This window comes from Pseudomonas maumuensis, from assembly GCF_019139675.1.
GTDB classification, from domain to species: Bacteria; Pseudomonadota; Gammaproteobacteria; order Pseudomonadales; family Pseudomonadaceae; genus Aquipseudomonas; species Aquipseudomonas maumuensis.
In genome coordinates this window covers 4,970,031-4,987,721 of record NZ_CP077077.1, presented here as the reverse complement: position 1 = coordinate 4,987,721, position 17,691 = coordinate 4,970,031, and the positions used below count along the sequence as shown (strand labels likewise).

Genomic DNA, 17,691 nt, shown 5'->3' with positions numbered 1-17,691 from the left:
CGGCGGACTTTCCGGGCCCAATGGCTTGCGCAAGGCGAGGCGTACGATGAGCAAAGAAGTACTGCTGGTTGTTGAATCGGTATCCAACGAAAAAGGTGTACCGCCCGGCGTCATTTTCGAAGCGCTGGAAGTGGCCCTGGCCACTGCGACCAAAAAACGTTTTGAGGACGAAGTCGACCTGCGTGTGGAAATCAACCGCCACACCGGTAGCTACGAGACCTTCCGCCGCTGGACCGTGGTCGACGAAAACGACCTGGACGATCCGGCAATCGAGACCTGGCTGGAAAAGATCCAGGACACGCACCCGGATGCCAAGATCGGTGACGTGATCGAAGAGAAGATCGAGTCGATCGAGTTCGGTCGTATCGCCGCCCAGACCGCCAAGCAGGTCATCGTGCAGAAGGTCCGCGAGGCCGAGCGCGCCCAGGTGGTCGATGCCTACCGCGAGCGCGTGGGCGAGATCATCTCCGGTACCGTGAAGAAGGTCACCCGCGACAACGTCATCGTCGACCTGGGCAACAATGCCGAGGCGCTGCTGGCCCGCGAAGACATCATCCCCCGTGAGACCTTCCGTGTCGGCGTGCGTCTGCGCGCGCTGCTCAAGGAAATCCGCACCGAGAACCGCGGCCCACAGCTGATCCTGTCGCGCACCGCGCCGCAGATGCTGATCGAGCTGTTCCGCATCGAAGTGCCGGAAATCGCCGAAGGCCTCATCGAAGTCATGGCCGCTTCCCGTGATCCGGGTTCGCGCGCCAAGATCGCCGTCCGCTCCAAGGACAAGCGCATCGACCCGCAAGGCGCCTGTATCGGCATGCGTGGTTCGCGCGTCCAGGCCGTATCCGGCGAGCTGGGTGGTGAGCGTGTGGATATCGTCCTCTGGGACGAGAACCCGGCGCAGTTCGTCATCAACGCCATGTCGCCGGCAGAGGTTGCCGCGATCATCGTTGACGAGGACGCCCATGCAATGGATATCGCCGTTGCCGAGGACAACCTGGCCCAGGCGATCGGCCGTGGCGGCCAGAACGTCCGCCTGGCCAGCCAGCTGACCGCCTGGACCCTGAACGTGATGACCGAGAAGGACATCCAGGCCAAGCAACAAGCTGAAACCGGCGACATCCTGCGTAATTTTGTCGAGGAACTGGAAGTCGACGAGGAGCTGGCACAAGTGCTGGTCGACGAAGGCTTCACCAGCCTCGAAGAAATTGCCTACGTACCGTTGGAAGAAATGCTCAACATCGATGGCTTTGACGAGGAAATCGTCAATGAGCTCCGCGCTCGAGCCAAGGACCGTTTGTTGACCAAGGCCATCGCTACCGAAGAAAAACTGGCAGACGCCCATCCGGCCGAAGACCTGCTCTCCCTCGAGGGCATGGACAAGGACCTGGCGGCGGAACTGGCGGTGCGCGGCGTGGTTAACCGCGAAGACCTGGCCGAGCAGTCGATCGACGACCTGCTCGACATCGACGGCATCGACGAAGAGCGTGCCGGCAAGTTGATCATGGCCGCCCGAGCCCACTGGTTCGAGTAATTAGGCGCGGCCTGAGGAGAGAAGTGCATGACGCAAGTCACGGTGAAAGAACTGGCCCAAGAGGTCGAGGCACCGGTAGAGCGCCTGCTGCAGCAGATGCGTGAGGCAGGTCTGCCGCACACCGACGCCGGTCAGGTAGTGACCGACAATGAGAAGCAGACCCTGCTGACTCATTTGAAGAGCAGCCACAAGAGCAAGGCGGAAGAGCCGCGCAAGATTACCTTGCAGCGCAAGACCACCAGCACTCTGCGTGTCGCCGGTAGCAAGAGCATCAGCGTAGAAGTACGCAAGAAGAAAGTCTTCGTGCAGCGCAGCCCGGAAGAGATCCAGGCTGAGCAGAAACGCGAGCAGGAAGAGCGTCGCGCCGCGGAAAACGCCGCGCGCGAGAAGGTTGAAGCCGAAGTTCGCCAGCGCAACGAGGAGCAGGCACGCCGTCAGGCCGCCGAGGCTCCAGCCGCCGCGCCAGCGCCCAAGGCCGAGCCGGCACCTGCCGCTGCCCCGGTAGTGGCCAACGCACCGGTGTCCGAAGACGCCGCCGCGCGTGCTGCCGAGCGCAAGAAAGACGAGACCCGTCGCAACGAAAGCCGTACCCGTGATGACGATCGTCGCGGTGGTGGCCCAGCCGCTGCCGGTCGTGGCGATGCGCCGCGCATGTCCGTCAAGGTCAAGGTCAAGGAGAAGGAAAAGGCTCCGACTCCGCGCGCCGCACCACGCACCACCGATGAAGAAAGCGATGGTTTCCGTCGCGGTCGCGGTGGCAAGGGCAAAGGCAAGAAGCGCAACGCGCATGGCTTCCAGAGCCCGACCGGTCCGGTCATCCGTGACGTGACCATCGGCGAGACCATCACGGTCTCGGAACTGGCGCAGCAGATGTCGGTCAAGGCCGCTGAAGTCGTCAAGTTCATGTTCAAGCTCGGTACCCCGGTGACCATCAACCAGGTGCTCGACCAGGAAACCGCTCAGCTGGTAGCAGAAGAGCTGGGCCACAAGGTCACCCTGGTCAGCGACACCGCCCTGGAAGACTCCCTGGCCGAATCGCTGAAGTTCGAAGGCGAGACCACCTCGCGTGCGCCGGTCGTGACCGTCATGGGCCACGTCGACCACGGCAAGACCTCGCTGCTCGACTACATCCGTCGTGCCAAGGTTGCTGCTGGCGAGGCCGGTGGTATCACCCAGCACATCGGTGCCTACCACGTCGAAACCGACCGTGGCATGGTCACCTTCCTCGACACCCCAGGCCACGCTGCGTTCACCCAGATGCGTGCCCGTGGTGCCAAGGCGACCGACATCGTCATCCTGGTGGTGGCGGCGGACGACGGCGTGATGCCGCAGACCCGCGAAGCCGTGCAGCATGCCAAGGCAGCTGGCGTACCGCTGGTCGTTGCAGTGAACAAGATCGACAAGCCAGGCGCAGACCTCGACCGCATCCGCAACGAGCTGTCCGTCGAAGGCGTGACCTCCGAGGAATGGGGTGGTGACACGCCGTTCGTCAAGGTTTCGGCGAAGATGGGTACCGGCGTCGACGAGTTGCTCGAAGCGGTCCTGCTGCAGGCCGAGATCCTCGAACTCAAGGCCACTCCGACCGCACCTGGTCGTGGTGTGGTGGTCGAGTCGCGTCTGGACAAGGGCCGTGGCCCGGTGGCGACCATCCTGGTTCAGGACGGTACCCTGCGTCAGGGCGACATGGTCCTGGTCGGCTCCAACTATGGCCGCGTGCGTGCCATGCTCGACGAGAACGGCAAGCCTGTGAAGGAAGCTGGCCCGTCGATCCCGGTCGAGATCCTCGGCCTGGACGGCACGCCCGACGCTGGCGAAGAGATGTCGGTGGTTGCCGACGAGAAGAAAGCGCGTGAAGTTGCGCTGTTCCGTCAGGGCAAGTTCCGCGAGGTCAAGCTGGCCCGTGCTCATGCCGGCAAGCTGGAAAACATCTTCGAGACCATGGGTCAGGAAGAGAAGAAGACCCTCAACATCGTCCTCAAGACCGACGTGCGCGGCTCCCTCGAGGCGCTGCAAGGTTCGCTCGGCGGCCTGGGCAACGACGAAGTTCAGGTTCGCGTCATCGGTGGCGGCGTCGGTGGTATCACCGAAAGCGATGCCAACCTGGCGCTGGCGTCCAATGCTGTACTGTTCGGCTTCAACGTGCGTGCCGATGCCGGCGCGCGCAAGATCGTCGAGCAGGAAGGTCTGGATATGCGTTACTACAACGTGATCTACGACATCATCGAAGACGTCAAGAAAGCCCTGACCGGCATGCTCGGCAGCGATGTTCGCGAGAACATCCTGGGTGTCGCCGAAGTCCGTGACGTGTTCCGTTCGCCGAAGTTCGGCGCCATCGCTGGCTGTATGGTCATCGAGGGTACCGTGTACCGCAACCGTCCGATCCGCGTTCTGCGCGACGACGTGGTGATCTTCGAAGGCGAGCTGGAATCGCTGCGTCGCTTCAAGGACGATGCGTCCGAAGTACGCAACGGCATGGAGTGCGGTATTGGCGTCAAGAGCTACAACGACGTCAAGGTCGGCGACAAGATCGAAGTGTTCGAGAAAGTCCAGGTGGCTCGTACCCTGTAAGGGCCGAGCGTGGTGCAGGCCCCGCCCCAGGGCGGTTGCCTGTACCTCTGAAGGTGGCGCCCGGTCAGGCTTCGAGCTTGACCGGGCGTTTGCCGCTTTAAGATACAGGTAGCAAGAATGGCAAAAGAATACAGCCGTACCCAACGTATCGGGGATCAGATGCAGCGTGAGCTGGCAGAGCTGATCCGCCGTGAAGTCAAAGACCCTCGTGTCGGTCTGGTCACCATCACCGCTGTGGATGTCAGTCGTGACCTGGGCCATGCCAAGGTGTTCATCACCGTGATGGGCCAGGACGGAGCCGATGCCGTGCCGCAGACCCTCAAGGCCCTGACCAGTGCCGCGAGCTTCCTGCGCCTGCACCTTGGCCGCGTCATGCAACTGCGCAGCGTGCCGCAGTTGCATTTCCACTTCGATGAGAGTGTCAGCCGAGGTGTCCACCTGTCTGCACTGATCGAGCGTGCGGTGGCCGAAGACCGCCTGCACAAGGATGCCGACGAGCTGGACACCAAGGAGTAAGCGGTGGCCCAGGTCAAACGTATCCGCCGCAACGTCAGCGGCATCATCCTGCTCGACAAGCCACTGGGGTTCACCTCCAACGCCGCGCTGCAGAAGGTTCGCTGGCTGCTCAACGCCGAGAAGGCCGGCCACACCGGCAGCCTCGACCCGCTGGCCACCGGCGTGCTGCCACTGTGCTTTGGTGAGGCGACCAAGTTCTCACAGTACCTGCTCGAGTCCGACAAAGGCTACGAAACGGTCATGCAGCTGGGGCAGACTACCAACACCGGTGACGCCGAGGGCGAGGTGCTGAAGACCCGCGACGTGACCGTTGGTCGCGCCGACATCGAAGCGGTCATTCCGCGTTTTCGCGGTGAAATCCTTCAGGTACCGCCGATGTACTCTGCCCTCAAGCGTGACGGTCAGCCGCTGTACAAGCTGGCCCGTGCAGGAGAGGTAGTGGAGCGCGAGGCGCGTTCTGTTACTATTGGCCGCTTGGAGTTGCTCGAGTGCGAAGGCACGCGTGCGCGCCTGTCTGTCGGGTGCAGCAAAGGCACCTATATCCGCACCCTGGTGGAGGATATCGGTGAGGCGTTGGGCTGTGGTGCCTACGTCGCCGAACTGCGTCGCACCCAGGCCGGGCCTTTCGCGCTGGCACAGACCGTGACGCTCGAGGAGCTCGAGCAGGCCCATGCCGAAGGTGGCAACGAAGCGCTTGATCGTTTCCTGATGCCGTCAGATAGCGGGCTGCAGGACTGGCCGCTGGTGCAGCTGTCCGAGCACAGCGCGTTTTACTGGCTGCATGGCCAGGCAGTACGTGCGCCGGACGCGCCGCAATTCGGCATGGTCCGCGTACAGGATCACAATGGTCGCTTCATCGGTATCGGTGAAGTGAGCGAAGACGGGCGCATTGCGCCACGTCGACTGATTCGGTCGGAATGACCGATACCACCGGCAGAGGCTTCGGCCGAAACCGGTGGATACGAGGGTGGCTGTTATTAGGCACGGTCACACCTCTTCTTACTAATACGGGACTTGTTCCCGGCCTATTGGAGACCGTTCGCGGGATCCGTATATCAGGAGAAGCCAAATGGCCCTCAGCGTCGAAGAAAAAGCTCAGATCGTTGCAGACTATCAGCAAGCCGCCGGCGACACCGGTAGCCCGGAAGTACAGGTTGCCCTGCTGACCTTCAACATCAACAAGCTGCAAGGCCACTTCAAGGCCAACGATAAAGACCACCACTCCCGTCGTGGTCTGATCCGTATGGTCAACCAGCGTCGTAAGCTGCTGGATTACCTGAAGGGCAAAGACACCACTCGTTACAGCGCCCTGATCGGTCGCCTGGGCCTGCGTCGCTAATAGCGGCCTGGCCAGTGGTGTTGCATGGTGTGTCGCATTCTTCGGCAACGCTGCCTGTCAGCGTCGCCGTTGGACACGCCACGCGATCTGCGAGGTTGGCAGCCTGGTGTGCCGAGCGGTTTATCCGCCCGGCGCCAGGCTCCCAGCCTCGTGTTGTATCTGGACGGTCAATGGGGCCGATTCCCCGTTCTGCCCAAGAATTCGCAAGAACCAGTTCCCCCAAGAGCCACTGAAAAAGGTAGGAAACCGTGAACCCGGTAATCAAGCAATTCCAGTTCGGTCAATCGACCGTTACCCTCGAAACGGGCCGCATTGCCCGTCAGGCCACCGGCGCCGTGCTGGTCACCGTCGACAACGATGTCACCGTGCTGGTGACCGTGGTTGGTGCCAAGCATGCCGATCCGAGCAAGGGCTTCTTCCCGCTGTCCGTGCATTACCAGGAAAAGACCTACGCCGCTGGCAAGATCCCAGGTGGTTTCTTCAAGCGTGAAGGCCGCCCATCCGAAAAAGAAACCCTGACTTCGCGCCTGATCGACCGTCCGATCCGCCCGCTGTTCCCTGAAGGTTTCATGAACGAAGTGCAGGTTGTCTGCACCGTGGTTTCCACCAGCAAGAAGACCGATCCGGACATCGCTGCGATGATCGGTACCTCGGCTGCCCTGGCCATCTCCGGCATTCCGTTCGAAGGCCCGATCGGCGCCGCCCGCGTTGCCTTCCACGAAAGCACTGGCTACCTGCTGAACCCGACCTACGAGCAGCAGGCCGCTTCGAGCCTGGACATGGTCGTTGCCGGTACCGAGTCGGCCGTACTGATGGTTGAATCGGAAGCCAAAGAGCTGACCGAAGACCAGATGCTGGGCGCCGTGCTGTTCGCCCACGACGAATTCCAGGCCGTGATCAAGGCTGTCAAAGAGCTGGCTGCCGAAGCCGCCAAGCCGACCTGGGACTGGAAACCTGCCGTTGCCAACACCGAGCTGTTCAACGCCATCCGCGCCGAGTTCGGCGAAGCGGTGTCGCAGGGCTACACCATCACCGTCAAGGCCGACCGCTACGCGCGCCTGGGCGAGCTGCGCGATCAAGCGATCGCCAAGTTCTCCGGTGAAGAAGGCCAGCCATCGGCTGGTGAAGTCAAAGACATCTTCGGCGAGATCGAATACCGCACCGTTCGCGAAAACATCGTCAACGGCAAGCCACGTATCGACGGTCGCGACACCAAGACCGTGCGCCCGCTGAACATCGAAGTCGGCGTTCTGCCGAAGACCCACGGTTCGGCCCTGTTCACCCGTGGCGAAACCCAGGCCCTGGTCGTCGCGACCCTGGGTACCGCCCGTGATGCCCAGCTGCTGGACACCCTCGAAGGCGAGAAGAAAGACCCCTTCATGCTGCACTACAACTTCCCGCCGTTCTCGGTAGGCGAGTGTGGTCGCATGGGCGGTGCTGGCCGTCGTGAAATCGGCCACGGCCGTCTGGCCCGTCGTTCGGTACAGGCCATGCTGCCGGCCGCTGACGTGTTCCCGTACACCATCCGCGTGGTATCGGAAATCACCGAGTCCAACGGCTCCAGCTCCATGGCTTCGGTCTGCGGTGCCTCCCTGGCGCTGATGGACGCGGGCGTGCCGATGAAGGCGCCGGTTGCCGGTATCGCCATGGGCCTGGTCAAGGAAGGCGAGAAGTTCGCCGTACTGACCGACATCCTGGGTGACGAAGACCACCTCGGCGACATGGACTTCAAGGTAGCCGGTACCGCCAAAGGCGTCACCGCGCTGCAGATGGACATCAAGATCAACGGCATCACCGAAGAGATCATGGAAATCGCCCTGGGCCAGGCCCTGGAAGCGCGCCTGAACATCCTCGGCCAGATGAACCAGATCATCGGCGAGTCGCGTACCGAGCTGTCGGCCAACGCACCGACCATGATCGCGATGAAGATCGACACCGACAAGATCCGTGACGTCATCGGTAAAGGCGGCGCCACCATTCGCGCCATCTGCGAAGAGACCAAGGCTTCGATCGACATCGAAGACGACGGCTCGATCAAGATCTTCGGCGAAACCAAGGAAGCCGCGGACGCTGCCAAGCAGCGCATCCTGGGCATCACTGCCGAAGCCGAGATTGGCAAGATCTACGTCGGCAAGGTCGAGCGCATCGTTGACTTCGGTGCCTTCGTCAACATCCTGCCGGGCAAGGACGGCCTGGTGCATATCTCCATGCTGAGCGATGCTCGCGTCGAGAAGGTCACCGACGTGCTGAAGGAAGGCCAGGAAGTCGAAGTACTGGTACTGGACGTGGACAACCGCGGCCGTATCAAGCTGTCGATCAAGGACGTTGCCGCTGCCAAGGCATCGGGCGTCTAAGCCTTTCGAGGCTAAAGGAAGGACCCTTCGGGGTCCTTTTTTTATGCCTGCCGCAAAATAGTTGAGAGCATGCATCTTGCACGTGGCTTTTTTGCCGGGATTGCAAAATGCACGGTACGGGCTTCTGATTGCTTTGTTTAACTCATTGATTTCAAAGGGTTTATAGGGTGTGCAAAAACTGGCACAGCCCCTGCAACTACCTTACTACCTGACGCCAGGAACCAAGGCGCAGACCTTTCGAAAAAACAGGAGTGACCCACATGAAGAAGTTCGCCATTGCTGCCGCTACTGCTACCGCTCTGACCCTGACCATGGCTAACGCGGCATTTGCTGCCCAGTCCACCCAGGCCCCGATGACGCTTGCGGCCGGTGAGGTGACCAAAGCCAAGGAAGCCACTTCCGACACCTGGATCACCACCAAGGTGAAGGCTGACCTGATGACCGAGAAAGGCGTGCCTGGCAGTGACATCAAGGTCGAAACCAACAAAGGCGTAGTGTCCCTGTCTTCGGACGTGGCCATTACCGATGCACAGAAAGACATGGCGGTTGCCATCGCCAAGAAGATCAAAGGCGTACAGGCCGTCTCGGCTGATGGCCTGAAAGCCGAATAAGGATTGTCCCGTCGGCCAAAAGGATTTGGCCACCCCTTCAAGCAAAAGCCCCGGCCATCGCCGGGGCTTTTCTTTTGGCATTCAGGAAGCCGGCTTCAGCTCACCGGGTTTCGGGCGATCACATTGCTCTCGAAGCACACCTGCTCTTCGATCAGCGGCTCCACCAAGGGGCGGCTGTCGCGAAAATGCGCGGTCCGGGTATGCGCCTCGTACGCCTCATCGTCCTGGTAGATCTCGTACAGGTAGATGACATTGGCATCCTCCCGGTCCTGCGAGACATCGAATACCAGGCAACCCGGCTCGGTGGCGACCGACGCCGCGGCGTTGGCATTGATGGCTGCCAGGAAGGCATCGGCGGTGCCGGGTTTCACCAGCGTCTTGATAAATAGGCAGTACACATGACATTCCTTTTGTTTTAAATTCTATTGTGAATTGTATACAAAAAAGGAGCCGCACTCATGTCCGATCTACCTGCCCGCCCAGGCCGTCTCAATGGCCTGCGGCACATCGCCCTGCTGGTCCCCAACCTGGAGGAGTGCGAGCGCTTCTACGTGGATGTGCTGGGCATGGAGGTGCTCAACCGTGCCAACGAAGACTTGGTCTACCTCACCTGCGGCAACGACAACCTGTCGCTCGGGCGCGGCGCAGGCGCGGCCAACGGGCTGCAGACCCTGGATCACTATGGCTTCATCGTCGACAGCGTGGAGGAGCTGGAAGCCTGGTACCAGTACTTCAAGGCCCATGGCGTGACGCTGCTGGATCGCCCGTTCAACCACGGCGATGGCGCGCGTAGCTTCCATTTGCTGGACCCGGCGGGGAACAAGGTGCAGCCGCTGTATCACCCGGCGGTATCGGGGCAACGGCTGGCCTGATGGTATTGATCGCCTGAGCTGCCCTCATCGCCGGCAAGCCGGCTCCCACAGAGGTACAGTCTGTATCTGTGGGTGCCGGCTTGCCGGCGATGAGGGCGACTCGGTCGAGAAGGTTTACTCGGCATCCAGATGCATCGGCGTCACCACGCGGCCATCGCTCTCGGCCTGGCCGAGGTTGGTGTCGATGAAGTACACCCGGTCATCTTCCAACTGGCCCTTGTCCACCAGATAGTCCTTGATGCTGCTGGCCCGCTCCTGGCCCAGGTTGCGCAGCAACACGGTGCTTTCCGCCCAGGACTTGATGACTGCCTCGCGCAGCTTGGCGCTACGCTCGTCACGGCCCAGGTCCTGCCATTCAGCCGGGGGCTGCTGTTTCAGGCGGGTACGGTAGATGCCCTCGAGCATCGCCGGCTTGTCGCTGTCGTCCACCACCAGCAACGAAGCATTGGCTGGCACCTTGTCGCCCCGACGCTGGAGGATCTTGTACCAGGTCGCCTGGTACTCGCGCTCCAGGCGCTGCTGGGCGATCAGCGGGCCGTCACTGCTCTGGGCCGCCGTGCCTTCGATTTCCAGGCGCAGTTCAGGGCGCTCCTTGAGAGCCGAGGCGAGCTTGTCCAGGGACGTTTGCACCTCGGGCGTAAGGTCGCTCGAGCCGGCGGCGAAAGACACGTTGCCGAGATCTTCCGCGCCACCCCCCGAGACCAGCCCGCCGAGCAGCTTGAACGGCGCCTGCGCCGCGCGCAGCACCAGGTTGCGCAAGGTCTGCCAGACGATCGGCATCACGCTGAACTGCGGGTTGTTGAGGTCGCCCGACACCGGCAACTCGATGGAAATCTTGCCTTCGGTATCCTTGAGCAAGGCCACCGCCAGGCGGATCGGCAGGTCCACGGCATCCGGGCTGTCGACCTTCTCGCCCAGCTGCAGTTGCTCGATCACCACCTTGTTCTCGGCCTTGAGCTGGCCGTTGGTGATCAGGTAATGCAGGTCGAGGTTCAACCGGCCCTTGCGGATGCGCATACCGGCGAACTTGCCGGAGTAGGGCGTCAGGGTTGTTAGCTCGACACGCTTGAAGCTGGTGGCGATGTCGAGGCTGGCCAGTGGGTTGAACGGGTTGAGCGCGCCCTTGATGGTCACAGGTGCGTAACGGTCTACCTTGCCCTTGATATCGACCTTGGCCGGTAGCGGCTTGCGGTTGTCGATGGTGCCGATCTGGCCGTTGAGCTGCTGTACTGCGGTAGCGAAGTTGGGCGTCAGGGTCAGGTCGGCGAAGTTGGCCGAGCCGTCGTTGATGCTGATCTGGCCGATGTGGATGCCCAGCTCCTTGCCGCTGCCGGCAGCGGCGGGCTTGCTCGGGGCCGGGGCAGGCTTGTCGGCGGGTTGCGGGATCAGCAGGTCGTCGACGTTGGTGGTGCGGTCTTCGTTGATGATGAAGCGTGCGTAAGGTTGCAGCAGGGTGACCTTGTCGATCGACAGGGCATCGCCATGCACGTACGACAGGCCATCGACGTTGACCTGCTGCCATTTGACGAAGTCGCGGTTCTTGATGGTGTCCAGGGTGTGCAGTTGGTTGGCCTGGGCCTTGCCGGTGATGCTGAAGGCCAGGGGCTCGGTGCTCTTGAGGTCGACCTTGAGGTCGCTGGAGAGCATGCCACTGCGCAGTTCCAGGCGGATGAACGGGCTGATGTAGGCCTGGGCCACCCGCAGGTCGATATCGCGGGTGGCAACGTCGAGCTTGGCCGAGACCGGTGCCAGGTTGACCTGGCCTGCGGCCTGCAGCTTGCCCTGCTTGCCCACGCCGGTGTCGAGCTTGAGGGTGAAGGGCGACTGGTTGAGGCTGTCGAAATTCTGCAGGTCGAGGTTGAGCGGGCCGACATCCAGGGCCACCGGCTCTTTCTGGCTGCGATCGGCCAGGTGGACCATGTAGTTGCGCGCCTGCACGTCCTTGAGCAGGACCTGCCAGGGCTTGCTCGGCTCTTTGGCAGCCTGTTCTTCCGGGGTGGGTTCGGCGGCGGCGGGCTCGGCCTTTTCCTTTGGCGTGGCCTTGGCCGGCTGGCTGGCGAACAGCTTCTGCCAGTCGAGCTGGCCGTCCTTCTCCAGGGCTGCCCAGGTTTCCAGCTTGTCGCTGCGGATCTTGCCGACGGTGACCAGCTGCTTGGCCAGGTCGATGGAGGTTTCACTGACCTCCAGGCTGGCCAGGCGCGCCAGTGGGCGGCCGTCCGGGGCCTTGATGGCGAAGGGCGCGACCCGCACCGAGGTGTTGTCGAGCAGCAGCTCGGTTTCCTTGGAAAGGTTGAGCTTGTAGTGGGTGTCGAGGCTGACCGTGCCGTCTTCCAGCACCAGCGGCACGGCGTCGCGCACGTAAGGCCAGAACAGCTTCATCTTGCCGTCGGTGACTTTCAGCGTGCCCTCGGAAGCGATTGGCGTCAGGCTGAGCGTGCCGCTCCAGTCGATACGCCCACCCGCCGGGCCGTTGGCCACCAGGGTCATGTCGGCGTTGTCGTCGGGGAGGGTGCTGAGGTTCTTCAGCTCCAGGTTCATCGAGTCGTAGAGAAACTCGATCGGCTCGCTCGGGCGCAGGTCCTGGAAGTGCAGGTAGCCCTCGCTCAGCTTGATGCTGGCGATGCGCAGCGGGAACGGGTCGCTTGGCGGCTCTTCGGCCTTGGGCTCGCTGGGGGGGATCTTGAACAGTTGGGCCAGGTTGAGGCTGCCGTCCTTGGCGAACAGCAGCTCGGTGCGCGGCTTGTCCAGTTCCACCGCGTCAAGGCGCAGGGCCTTGGTCCACAGGCTGTCGAGGGACAGGTTGGCGTAGAGGCGCTCGAAGCCGACCTGCTCCTTGCCGGGCTCGCCGATCTGCAGGCCCCACAGGGTCAGCTCGAGGCTGAACGGATTGAGTTCGATGCGCTGCAGGTGCGCCGGCACCGTGGCGTACTGCGCCAGTTGCTGGTTGGCGATGCGCAGGGCGACGCCGGGGAGAATGAAAAAGCCGAGCAGGCCGTACAGGGCCACGAGGGCCAGCAGTGCGCCAATAGCGCGGGTCAATCCTTTGGGCATGTGTCGCTTCGTCTGTATCAGGCTGGAGTGCTTGGAGTATGGCACGTTAAATCGGTTCCGATGAACGGGCCAAAATACCTCATTCGACGCCCATGCGCCGCCTGGCGCGGTGCGCCGAACCATTGCGCATGGCCCAGCGCAGCACCGGCGCGGTGTTGCTCAGGCCCAGACGGATCATGCGCCGCTCGATCGCACCCTGATGCAGGCCGAGCATTGCGCTGGCCCAATCCGGCAGCAGGTCGATGCCGGCCTTGAGCATCAGCTTGCCCACCGGCTCGGCAAGGCGGCTGGGGGCCGGGGCCTTGAGCAGGATATCGACCACCTCGAGGCTGCGCGCATCGCACTGCAACTGCGGGCGCATGCGCTGCAGGTAGGCATCGACCTCGGCACAGGAGCGGGGCACGTCGCGCGCGCCCAGGCGCTCGGCGATCAGGGCGATCTCGTTGTAGTAGGCGTCCTGCGCGCTACGCGGCAGGCCAGGATTGCGGTAGCGCAGGTGGGCGGCGAGGAAGCTGCTGACTTCAGCCACATGCACCCAGGTCAGCAGGTCGGGGTCGCTGGCGGCATAGGGGCGGCCATCGGCCGCGGTGCCGACTACCTTGAGGTGGATGGTGCGGACCTTGTCGATCAGCCACTCGGCGTCACGGGTCGAACCGAAGGTGGTGCCGGAGATGAACTGGCTGGTGCGGCGCAGGCGGCCGAGCAGGTCCTGGCGAAAGTTCGAATGGTCCCAGACCCCGGCCAGGGCCAGCGGATGCAGTAGTTGCAGCATCAGCGCGCTGATCCCGCCTACCAGCATGCTGGGGAAGTCGCCATGCACCTGCCAGCTGATGCTCTGTGGGCCGAACAGGCCGGGATCGCCCTTGGGCGACTCCAGGTCGAGCTGGCCGAGGGCCAGCCCGGTGAGGCTCATGACTTGGGTTTCGATGCGGCGACGCAAGGCTTCCATGGCGACCTGTGCTGGCCGCCATGGCGGCCGTCTAAGGGATTGGGCGATTGTCGTCCAGTCGGGCACTGTCCGGGCTGGTGGGCGCGTGCGTTTCGAACGCGCCGCCCTGCACATGATAAACCGTGGGCTCCGCGGAAAAATATGGTGTCAGGTGGGCCATGAAGACTTGGTGGTCTTCACTGGCCTCGAAACCCGGCGCGTGGTCCTCGAGTGTTTGCCATTGCACGATCAGGTTGAATTGATGGGGACTCTCGATCCCTTGCGCGAGCATATGGCTGACGTGACCCTTGGCTCGGCTGAGCAACGGGGCGACCTCGGCGAATGCGTGCTTGAAGGCATCGACGTGGGACGGACGAATGGGAAGCAGGGCAATTTCGTAGATCATGGCGGTCCTTGAAGTCGAAAAGAGTGGCAGGTACTTCAAGCGCTGGCGGGATCGGCCATGGGCACGACCGCAATGGCGATCTTCCCCTGCAGGCCATTGTTGGCGCTTTGCAGCCGGGCGTGGGCGAGTGGAACCTCAGCGAGGGTGTAGACGGCGCCCACGTGTGGCTTCAGTTGCCCGCGCTCGACCAGCGCGCTCAACTCGTCGAGCTTGCCGCGGTGCTGCCGGGTGAAGACGAAGTGGTAACTCGCGTTGCGGCCCCAGGCCTGGATCAAGTTCTGCGGTTGCGCGATGTCCACGATCGACACCACGCGCCCCAGTTGTGCCAGGACGTCCGGGCTGCGTGCCAGGGTATCGCCACCGATGGTGTCGAAGACCACGTCGACGCCTTGGCCCCCGGTTTCCCGCAGGACGACATCGACATAATCCTGATGCTCATAGTCGATGACCACGTCAGCGCCCATTTGCCGCACGAATTCGGCATTGGCCTCGCGCACGGTGGTGAACACCCTGGCGCCCATGGCCTTGGCCAGCTGGATCGCCACGTGGCCGACACCGCCTGCGCCGCCGTGAACCAGAATGCGCTCGCCCACCCTGAGCGCCACACGCACGACCAGGGCCTCCCAGGCCGTGCCGCCGACCAGGCTCAGGCTGGCGGCCTCCAGATGGCTCAACGAAGGTGGCTTCAGGCCGACGATGCCTTCGGCGGCGACGTGGTACTCGGCATAGCTGCCCGCCCCGTCGAAGATCTGCGGTGTGTACCACACCTCGTCGCCTGGCCTGAACGCGGTCACGCCCGGCCCGACGGCTTCGACGACGCCGGAAACGTCGTGCCCGGTAATGGCCGGGAGGGGCACCAGGTCAGGGTAGTCGCCACGCCGAACCTGGTAATCCAGGGGATTAATGGAGGTGGCATGCACCCGGACCAGCACCTGTCCGGCCTGCGGCACCGGTTTGGCGACATCGCGATAGGCGAATGCGTCCGGGCCGCCAAAGGAATCCAGTATCAACGCGTTCATGGTGTTTCCTCGTTTCGATAAAAAGGGATATCGGGAAATATCGATGTATCAAGTAGAGCGAAGTTGCTGTTCTGTGCCTTGGCACCTGCCAGGTGCCGCAGTTATTGCCTCCTTGAGTTCGATAAAACGGGATATCGAGAAAAGTCGATGAATAAAGATAAAAGTAAAACCTACAACTCGCTCCCGATCAGCTCGGCGAGCGCGCTGATGGCTGCTTCGTTACGCTTGTAATAGGTCCACTGGCCAATGCGCCGGACTTCGACCAGGCCTGCGCGCTGCAGGGTGGCCAGGTAGTCGGACACCGTCGACTGCGACAGCCCGACGCCTTCCTGGATGCTGCTCACACAGACGCCGACCGTATGAACGTCACCTTCGTCCTGGGGAGGAAAGTGTTTCACCGGGTCTTTCAGGCCTTTGAGGATCTCGAGACGGGTACGGTTCGAGAGTGCCTTGAATATGTCGAGCAGTTCCATGGCGCGATAATATCGGGATTTACCGATATGTCAATGTGGGAAACGATGATCGGGGCGGCGGTGGCCGCCCCGAGGGTTCTACTGGTTGAGACGTTTGTCGATCAGCCCCTGGACCACGCTGGGGTCGGCGAGGGTGGACGTATCCCCCAGGTTGTCCAGCTCGTTGCAGGCGATCTTGCGCAGGATGCGCCGCATGATCTTGCCCGAACGGGTCTTGGGCAGGGCGGGCGCCCACTGGATCAGCTCGGGCTTGGCGAAGCTGCCGATTTCCTTGCTGACCAGGGCCAGCAGTTCGGCCTTGAGCGCCTCATCCGGTTCTATGCCGTTCATGGGGGTTACGAAGGCATAGACGCCCTGGCCCTTGAGGTCATGGGGATAACCGACCACCGCGGCTTCGGCGACGCTGTCGTGCAGCACCAGCGCGCTCTCCACCTCGGCGGTGCCGATGCGGTGGCCGGAGACATTGATCACGTCGTCGATGCGCCCGGTGATCCAGTAGTCGCCATCGGCGTCGCGGCGGGCGCCGTCGCCGGTGAAGTAATAGCCGGGCATGGGCTTGAAGTAGGTGTCGACCATGCGCTGGTGATCGCCGTAGACGCTGCGGATCTGCCCGGGCCAGCTGGCCTTGATCGCCAGCAGGCCGGCGCCTGGCCCCTCGATGAGCTTGCCCTTTTCATCCAGCAGCACCGGCTGTACGCCGAACATCGGCTGGGTGGCGCAACCGGGCTTGAGCCTTTGTGTGCCGGGAAGGGGCGTGAGCATGATGCCGCCGGTCTCGGTCTGCCACCAGGTGTCGACGATGGGGCAGCGTTTCTGCCCGACCGCCTCGAAGTACCATTCCCAGGCCTCTGGGTTGATCGGCTCGCCGACGCTGCCGAGCAGGCGCAGACTCTGGCGCGAGGTGCCCTGCAGCGGACCGGAGCCTTCACGCATCAGGGCCCGCAACGCGGTGGGCGCGGTGTAGAAGATGTTCACCTGGTGCTTGTCCACCACCTGCCAGAAACGCGAGGTGTCGGGGTAGTTGGGCACGCCTTCGAACATCAGCGAGATCGCGCCGTTGGCCAGCGGGCCATAGACGATATAGCTGTGGCCGGTGACCCAGCCGACGTCGGCGGTGCACCAGAACACCTCGCCGTCGCGGTAATCGAACACCACCTTGAAGGTTATCGTGGCCTGCAGCAGGTAGCCGGCGGTGCTGTGCAGCACGCCCTTGGGTTTGCCGGTGCTGCCGGAGGTGTAGAGGATGAACAGCGGGTCCTCGGCGTTCATCGGTTCGGGTGGGCAGTCGTCACCGGCCTTTGCCGTTGCCTCGTGGTACCAGAGGTCACGGCCTTCGCTCCAGCTGACGTCGCCGCCGGTGCGCTTGACCACGAGCACGCTGCTGACGGCCGGGCAGCTGGCCAGCGCCTTGTCGACATTCTGCTTGAGCGGTATGCGCTTGCCGCCGCGCACTCCTTCGTCGGCAGTGATCACGGTACGGCAATCGGCGTCGAGGATACGATCACGCAGGGCATCGGGGGAGAAGCCGCCAAACACCACTGAGTGAATGGCGCCGATGCGGGTGCAGGCGAGCATCGCGTAGGCGGCCTCGGGGATCATCGGCATGTAGATGCACACCCGGTCGCCTTTGTTCACGCCCCGGGCTTTCAGGGCATTGGCCAGCCGGCACACCTGGCGGTGCAGCTCGCGGTAGCTGATGGCCTTGCTGTCGTTGGGATCGTCGCCTTCCCAGAGCAGGGCGGTCTGCTCGCCGCGGGTGGCCAGGTGGCGGTCGATGCAGTTATGACTGACGTTCAGCTGGGCGCCGTCGAACCAGCGCGCCGTGCCGGTCTTCAGGTCGCATTGCTGCACGCTCGACCAGGGCTTGATCCAGTCCAGGCGTTTGGCCTGCTCGGCCCAGAAGGTGTCGGGGTCGTCAACCGACTGGCGATAGAGGCGGCCGTAGTCGTCGTCGGAGAGTGTGGCGGCCTGGCTGACGGCCAGTGCCTCGGGATAGTCGCGGATATCGAACATGGCGGGTGGTCCT

General features: G+C 62.9%; 15 protein-coding genes. 8 read left to right on the top strand and 7 right to left on the bottom strand.

Annotation, left to right across the window (positions count from 1 at the left end; genetic code table 11):
• Window positions 1-46: 46 nt before the first annotated feature.
• The 7 genes from nusA (at window position 47) to KSS90_RS22280 (ending at window position 8,916) form a co-directional block, all read left to right on the top strand.
• A complete protein-coding gene (gene nusA, locus KSS90_RS22310) occupies window positions 47-1,528 on the top strand; it encodes a transcription termination factor NusA (RefSeq protein ID WP_038706865.1) in 1,482 nt (493 codons plus the stop codon).
• Between the two features lie 27 nt (window positions 1,529-1,555).
• Entirely contained in the window at window positions 1,556-4,096 is a 2,541-nt protein-coding gene (infB, locus tag KSS90_RS22305) for a translation initiation factor IF-2 (protein WP_217867293.1), read from the top strand.
• Window positions 4,097-4,213: 117 nt separating this feature from the next.
• Window positions 4,214-4,612 (top strand): 30S ribosome-binding factor RbfA, encoded by a 399-nt coding sequence (gene rbfA, locus KSS90_RS22300; protein ID WP_217867292.1) that lies wholly within the window; start codon window positions 4,214-4,216, stop codon window positions 4,610-4,612.
• A 3-nt stretch (window positions 4,613-4,615) separates the two neighbouring features.
• Complete coding sequence (gene truB, locus KSS90_RS22295; RefSeq protein WP_217867291.1) at window positions 4,616-5,533, top strand: tRNA pseudouridine(55) synthase TruB; 918 nt, start codon at window positions 4,616-4,618, stop codon at window positions 5,531-5,533.
• Window positions 5,534-5,681: 148 nt separating this feature from the next.
• Complete coding sequence (rpsO, locus tag KSS90_RS22290; protein WP_203648087.1) at window positions 5,682-5,951, top strand: 30S ribosomal protein S15; 270 nt, start codon at window positions 5,682-5,684, stop codon at window positions 5,949-5,951.
• Window positions 5,952-6,199: 248 nt separating this feature from the next.
• Window positions 6,200-8,305 (top strand): polyribonucleotide nucleotidyltransferase, encoded by a 2,106-nt coding sequence (pnp, locus tag KSS90_RS22285; protein ID WP_023629334.1) that lies wholly within the window; start codon window positions 6,200-6,202, stop codon window positions 8,303-8,305.
• Between the two features lie 260 nt (window positions 8,306-8,565).
• Complete coding sequence (locus tag KSS90_RS22280) at window positions 8,566-8,916, top strand: BON domain-containing protein (protein ID WP_046854069.1); 351 nt, start codon at window positions 8,566-8,568, stop codon at window positions 8,914-8,916.
• Window positions 8,917-9,011: 95 nt separating this feature from the next.
• Here the strand turns inward: KSS90_RS22280 and KSS90_RS22275 are convergent, their stop codons facing one another.
• Window positions 9,012-9,314, bottom strand: a complete 303-nt coding sequence (locus KSS90_RS22275; RefSeq protein ID WP_217867290.1) for a heme-binding protein — start codon at window positions 9,312-9,314, stop codon at window positions 9,012-9,014.
• Between the two features lie 60 nt (window positions 9,315-9,374).
• Between KSS90_RS22275 and KSS90_RS22270 the strand changes: the two genes are divergently transcribed.
• On the top strand, window positions 9,375-9,788 hold the full coding sequence (locus tag KSS90_RS22270; RefSeq protein WP_046854071.1) for a VOC family protein: 414 nt from the start codon (window positions 9,375-9,377) through the stop codon (window positions 9,786-9,788).
• Between the two features lie 114 nt (window positions 9,789-9,902).
• Here the strand turns inward: KSS90_RS22270 and KSS90_RS22265 are convergent, their stop codons facing one another.
• The 6 genes from KSS90_RS22265 to acs form a co-directional block, all read right to left on the bottom strand.
• A complete protein-coding gene (locus KSS90_RS22265) occupies window positions 9,903-12,839 on the bottom strand; it encodes a DUF748 domain-containing protein (protein WP_217867289.1) in 2,937 nt (978 codons plus the stop codon).
• A 79-nt stretch (window positions 12,840-12,918) separates the two neighbouring features.
• Window positions 12,919-13,788, bottom strand: coding sequence for an oxygenase MpaB family protein (locus KSS90_RS22260; protein WP_217867288.1), 870 nt, complete (start codon window positions 13,786-13,788; stop codon window positions 12,919-12,921).
• Between the two features lie 31 nt (window positions 13,789-13,819).
• Window positions 13,820-14,173, bottom strand: coding sequence for an antibiotic biosynthesis monooxygenase family protein (locus tag KSS90_RS22255; RefSeq protein WP_217867287.1), 354 nt, complete (start codon window positions 14,171-14,173; stop codon window positions 13,820-13,822).
• A gap of 35 nt (window positions 14,174-14,208) precedes the next feature.
• Window positions 14,209-15,192 (bottom strand): zinc-dependent alcohol dehydrogenase family protein, encoded by a 984-nt coding sequence (locus tag KSS90_RS22250; protein ID WP_217867286.1) that lies wholly within the window; start codon window positions 15,190-15,192, stop codon window positions 14,209-14,211.
• A 170-nt stretch (window positions 15,193-15,362) separates the two neighbouring features.
• The gene (locus KSS90_RS22245) at window positions 15,363-15,665 is read right to left on the bottom strand and encodes an ArsR/SmtB family transcription factor (RefSeq protein WP_023631021.1); all 303 of its coding nucleotides are present in this window, start codon (window positions 15,663-15,665) and stop codon (window positions 15,363-15,365) included.
• Between the two features lie 78 nt (window positions 15,666-15,743).
• On the bottom strand, window positions 15,744-17,678 hold the full coding sequence (gene acs, locus KSS90_RS22240) for an acetate--CoA ligase (RefSeq protein WP_217867285.1): 1,935 nt from the start codon (window positions 17,676-17,678) through the stop codon (window positions 15,744-15,746).
• Window positions 17,679-17,691 lie beyond the last annotated feature (13 nt).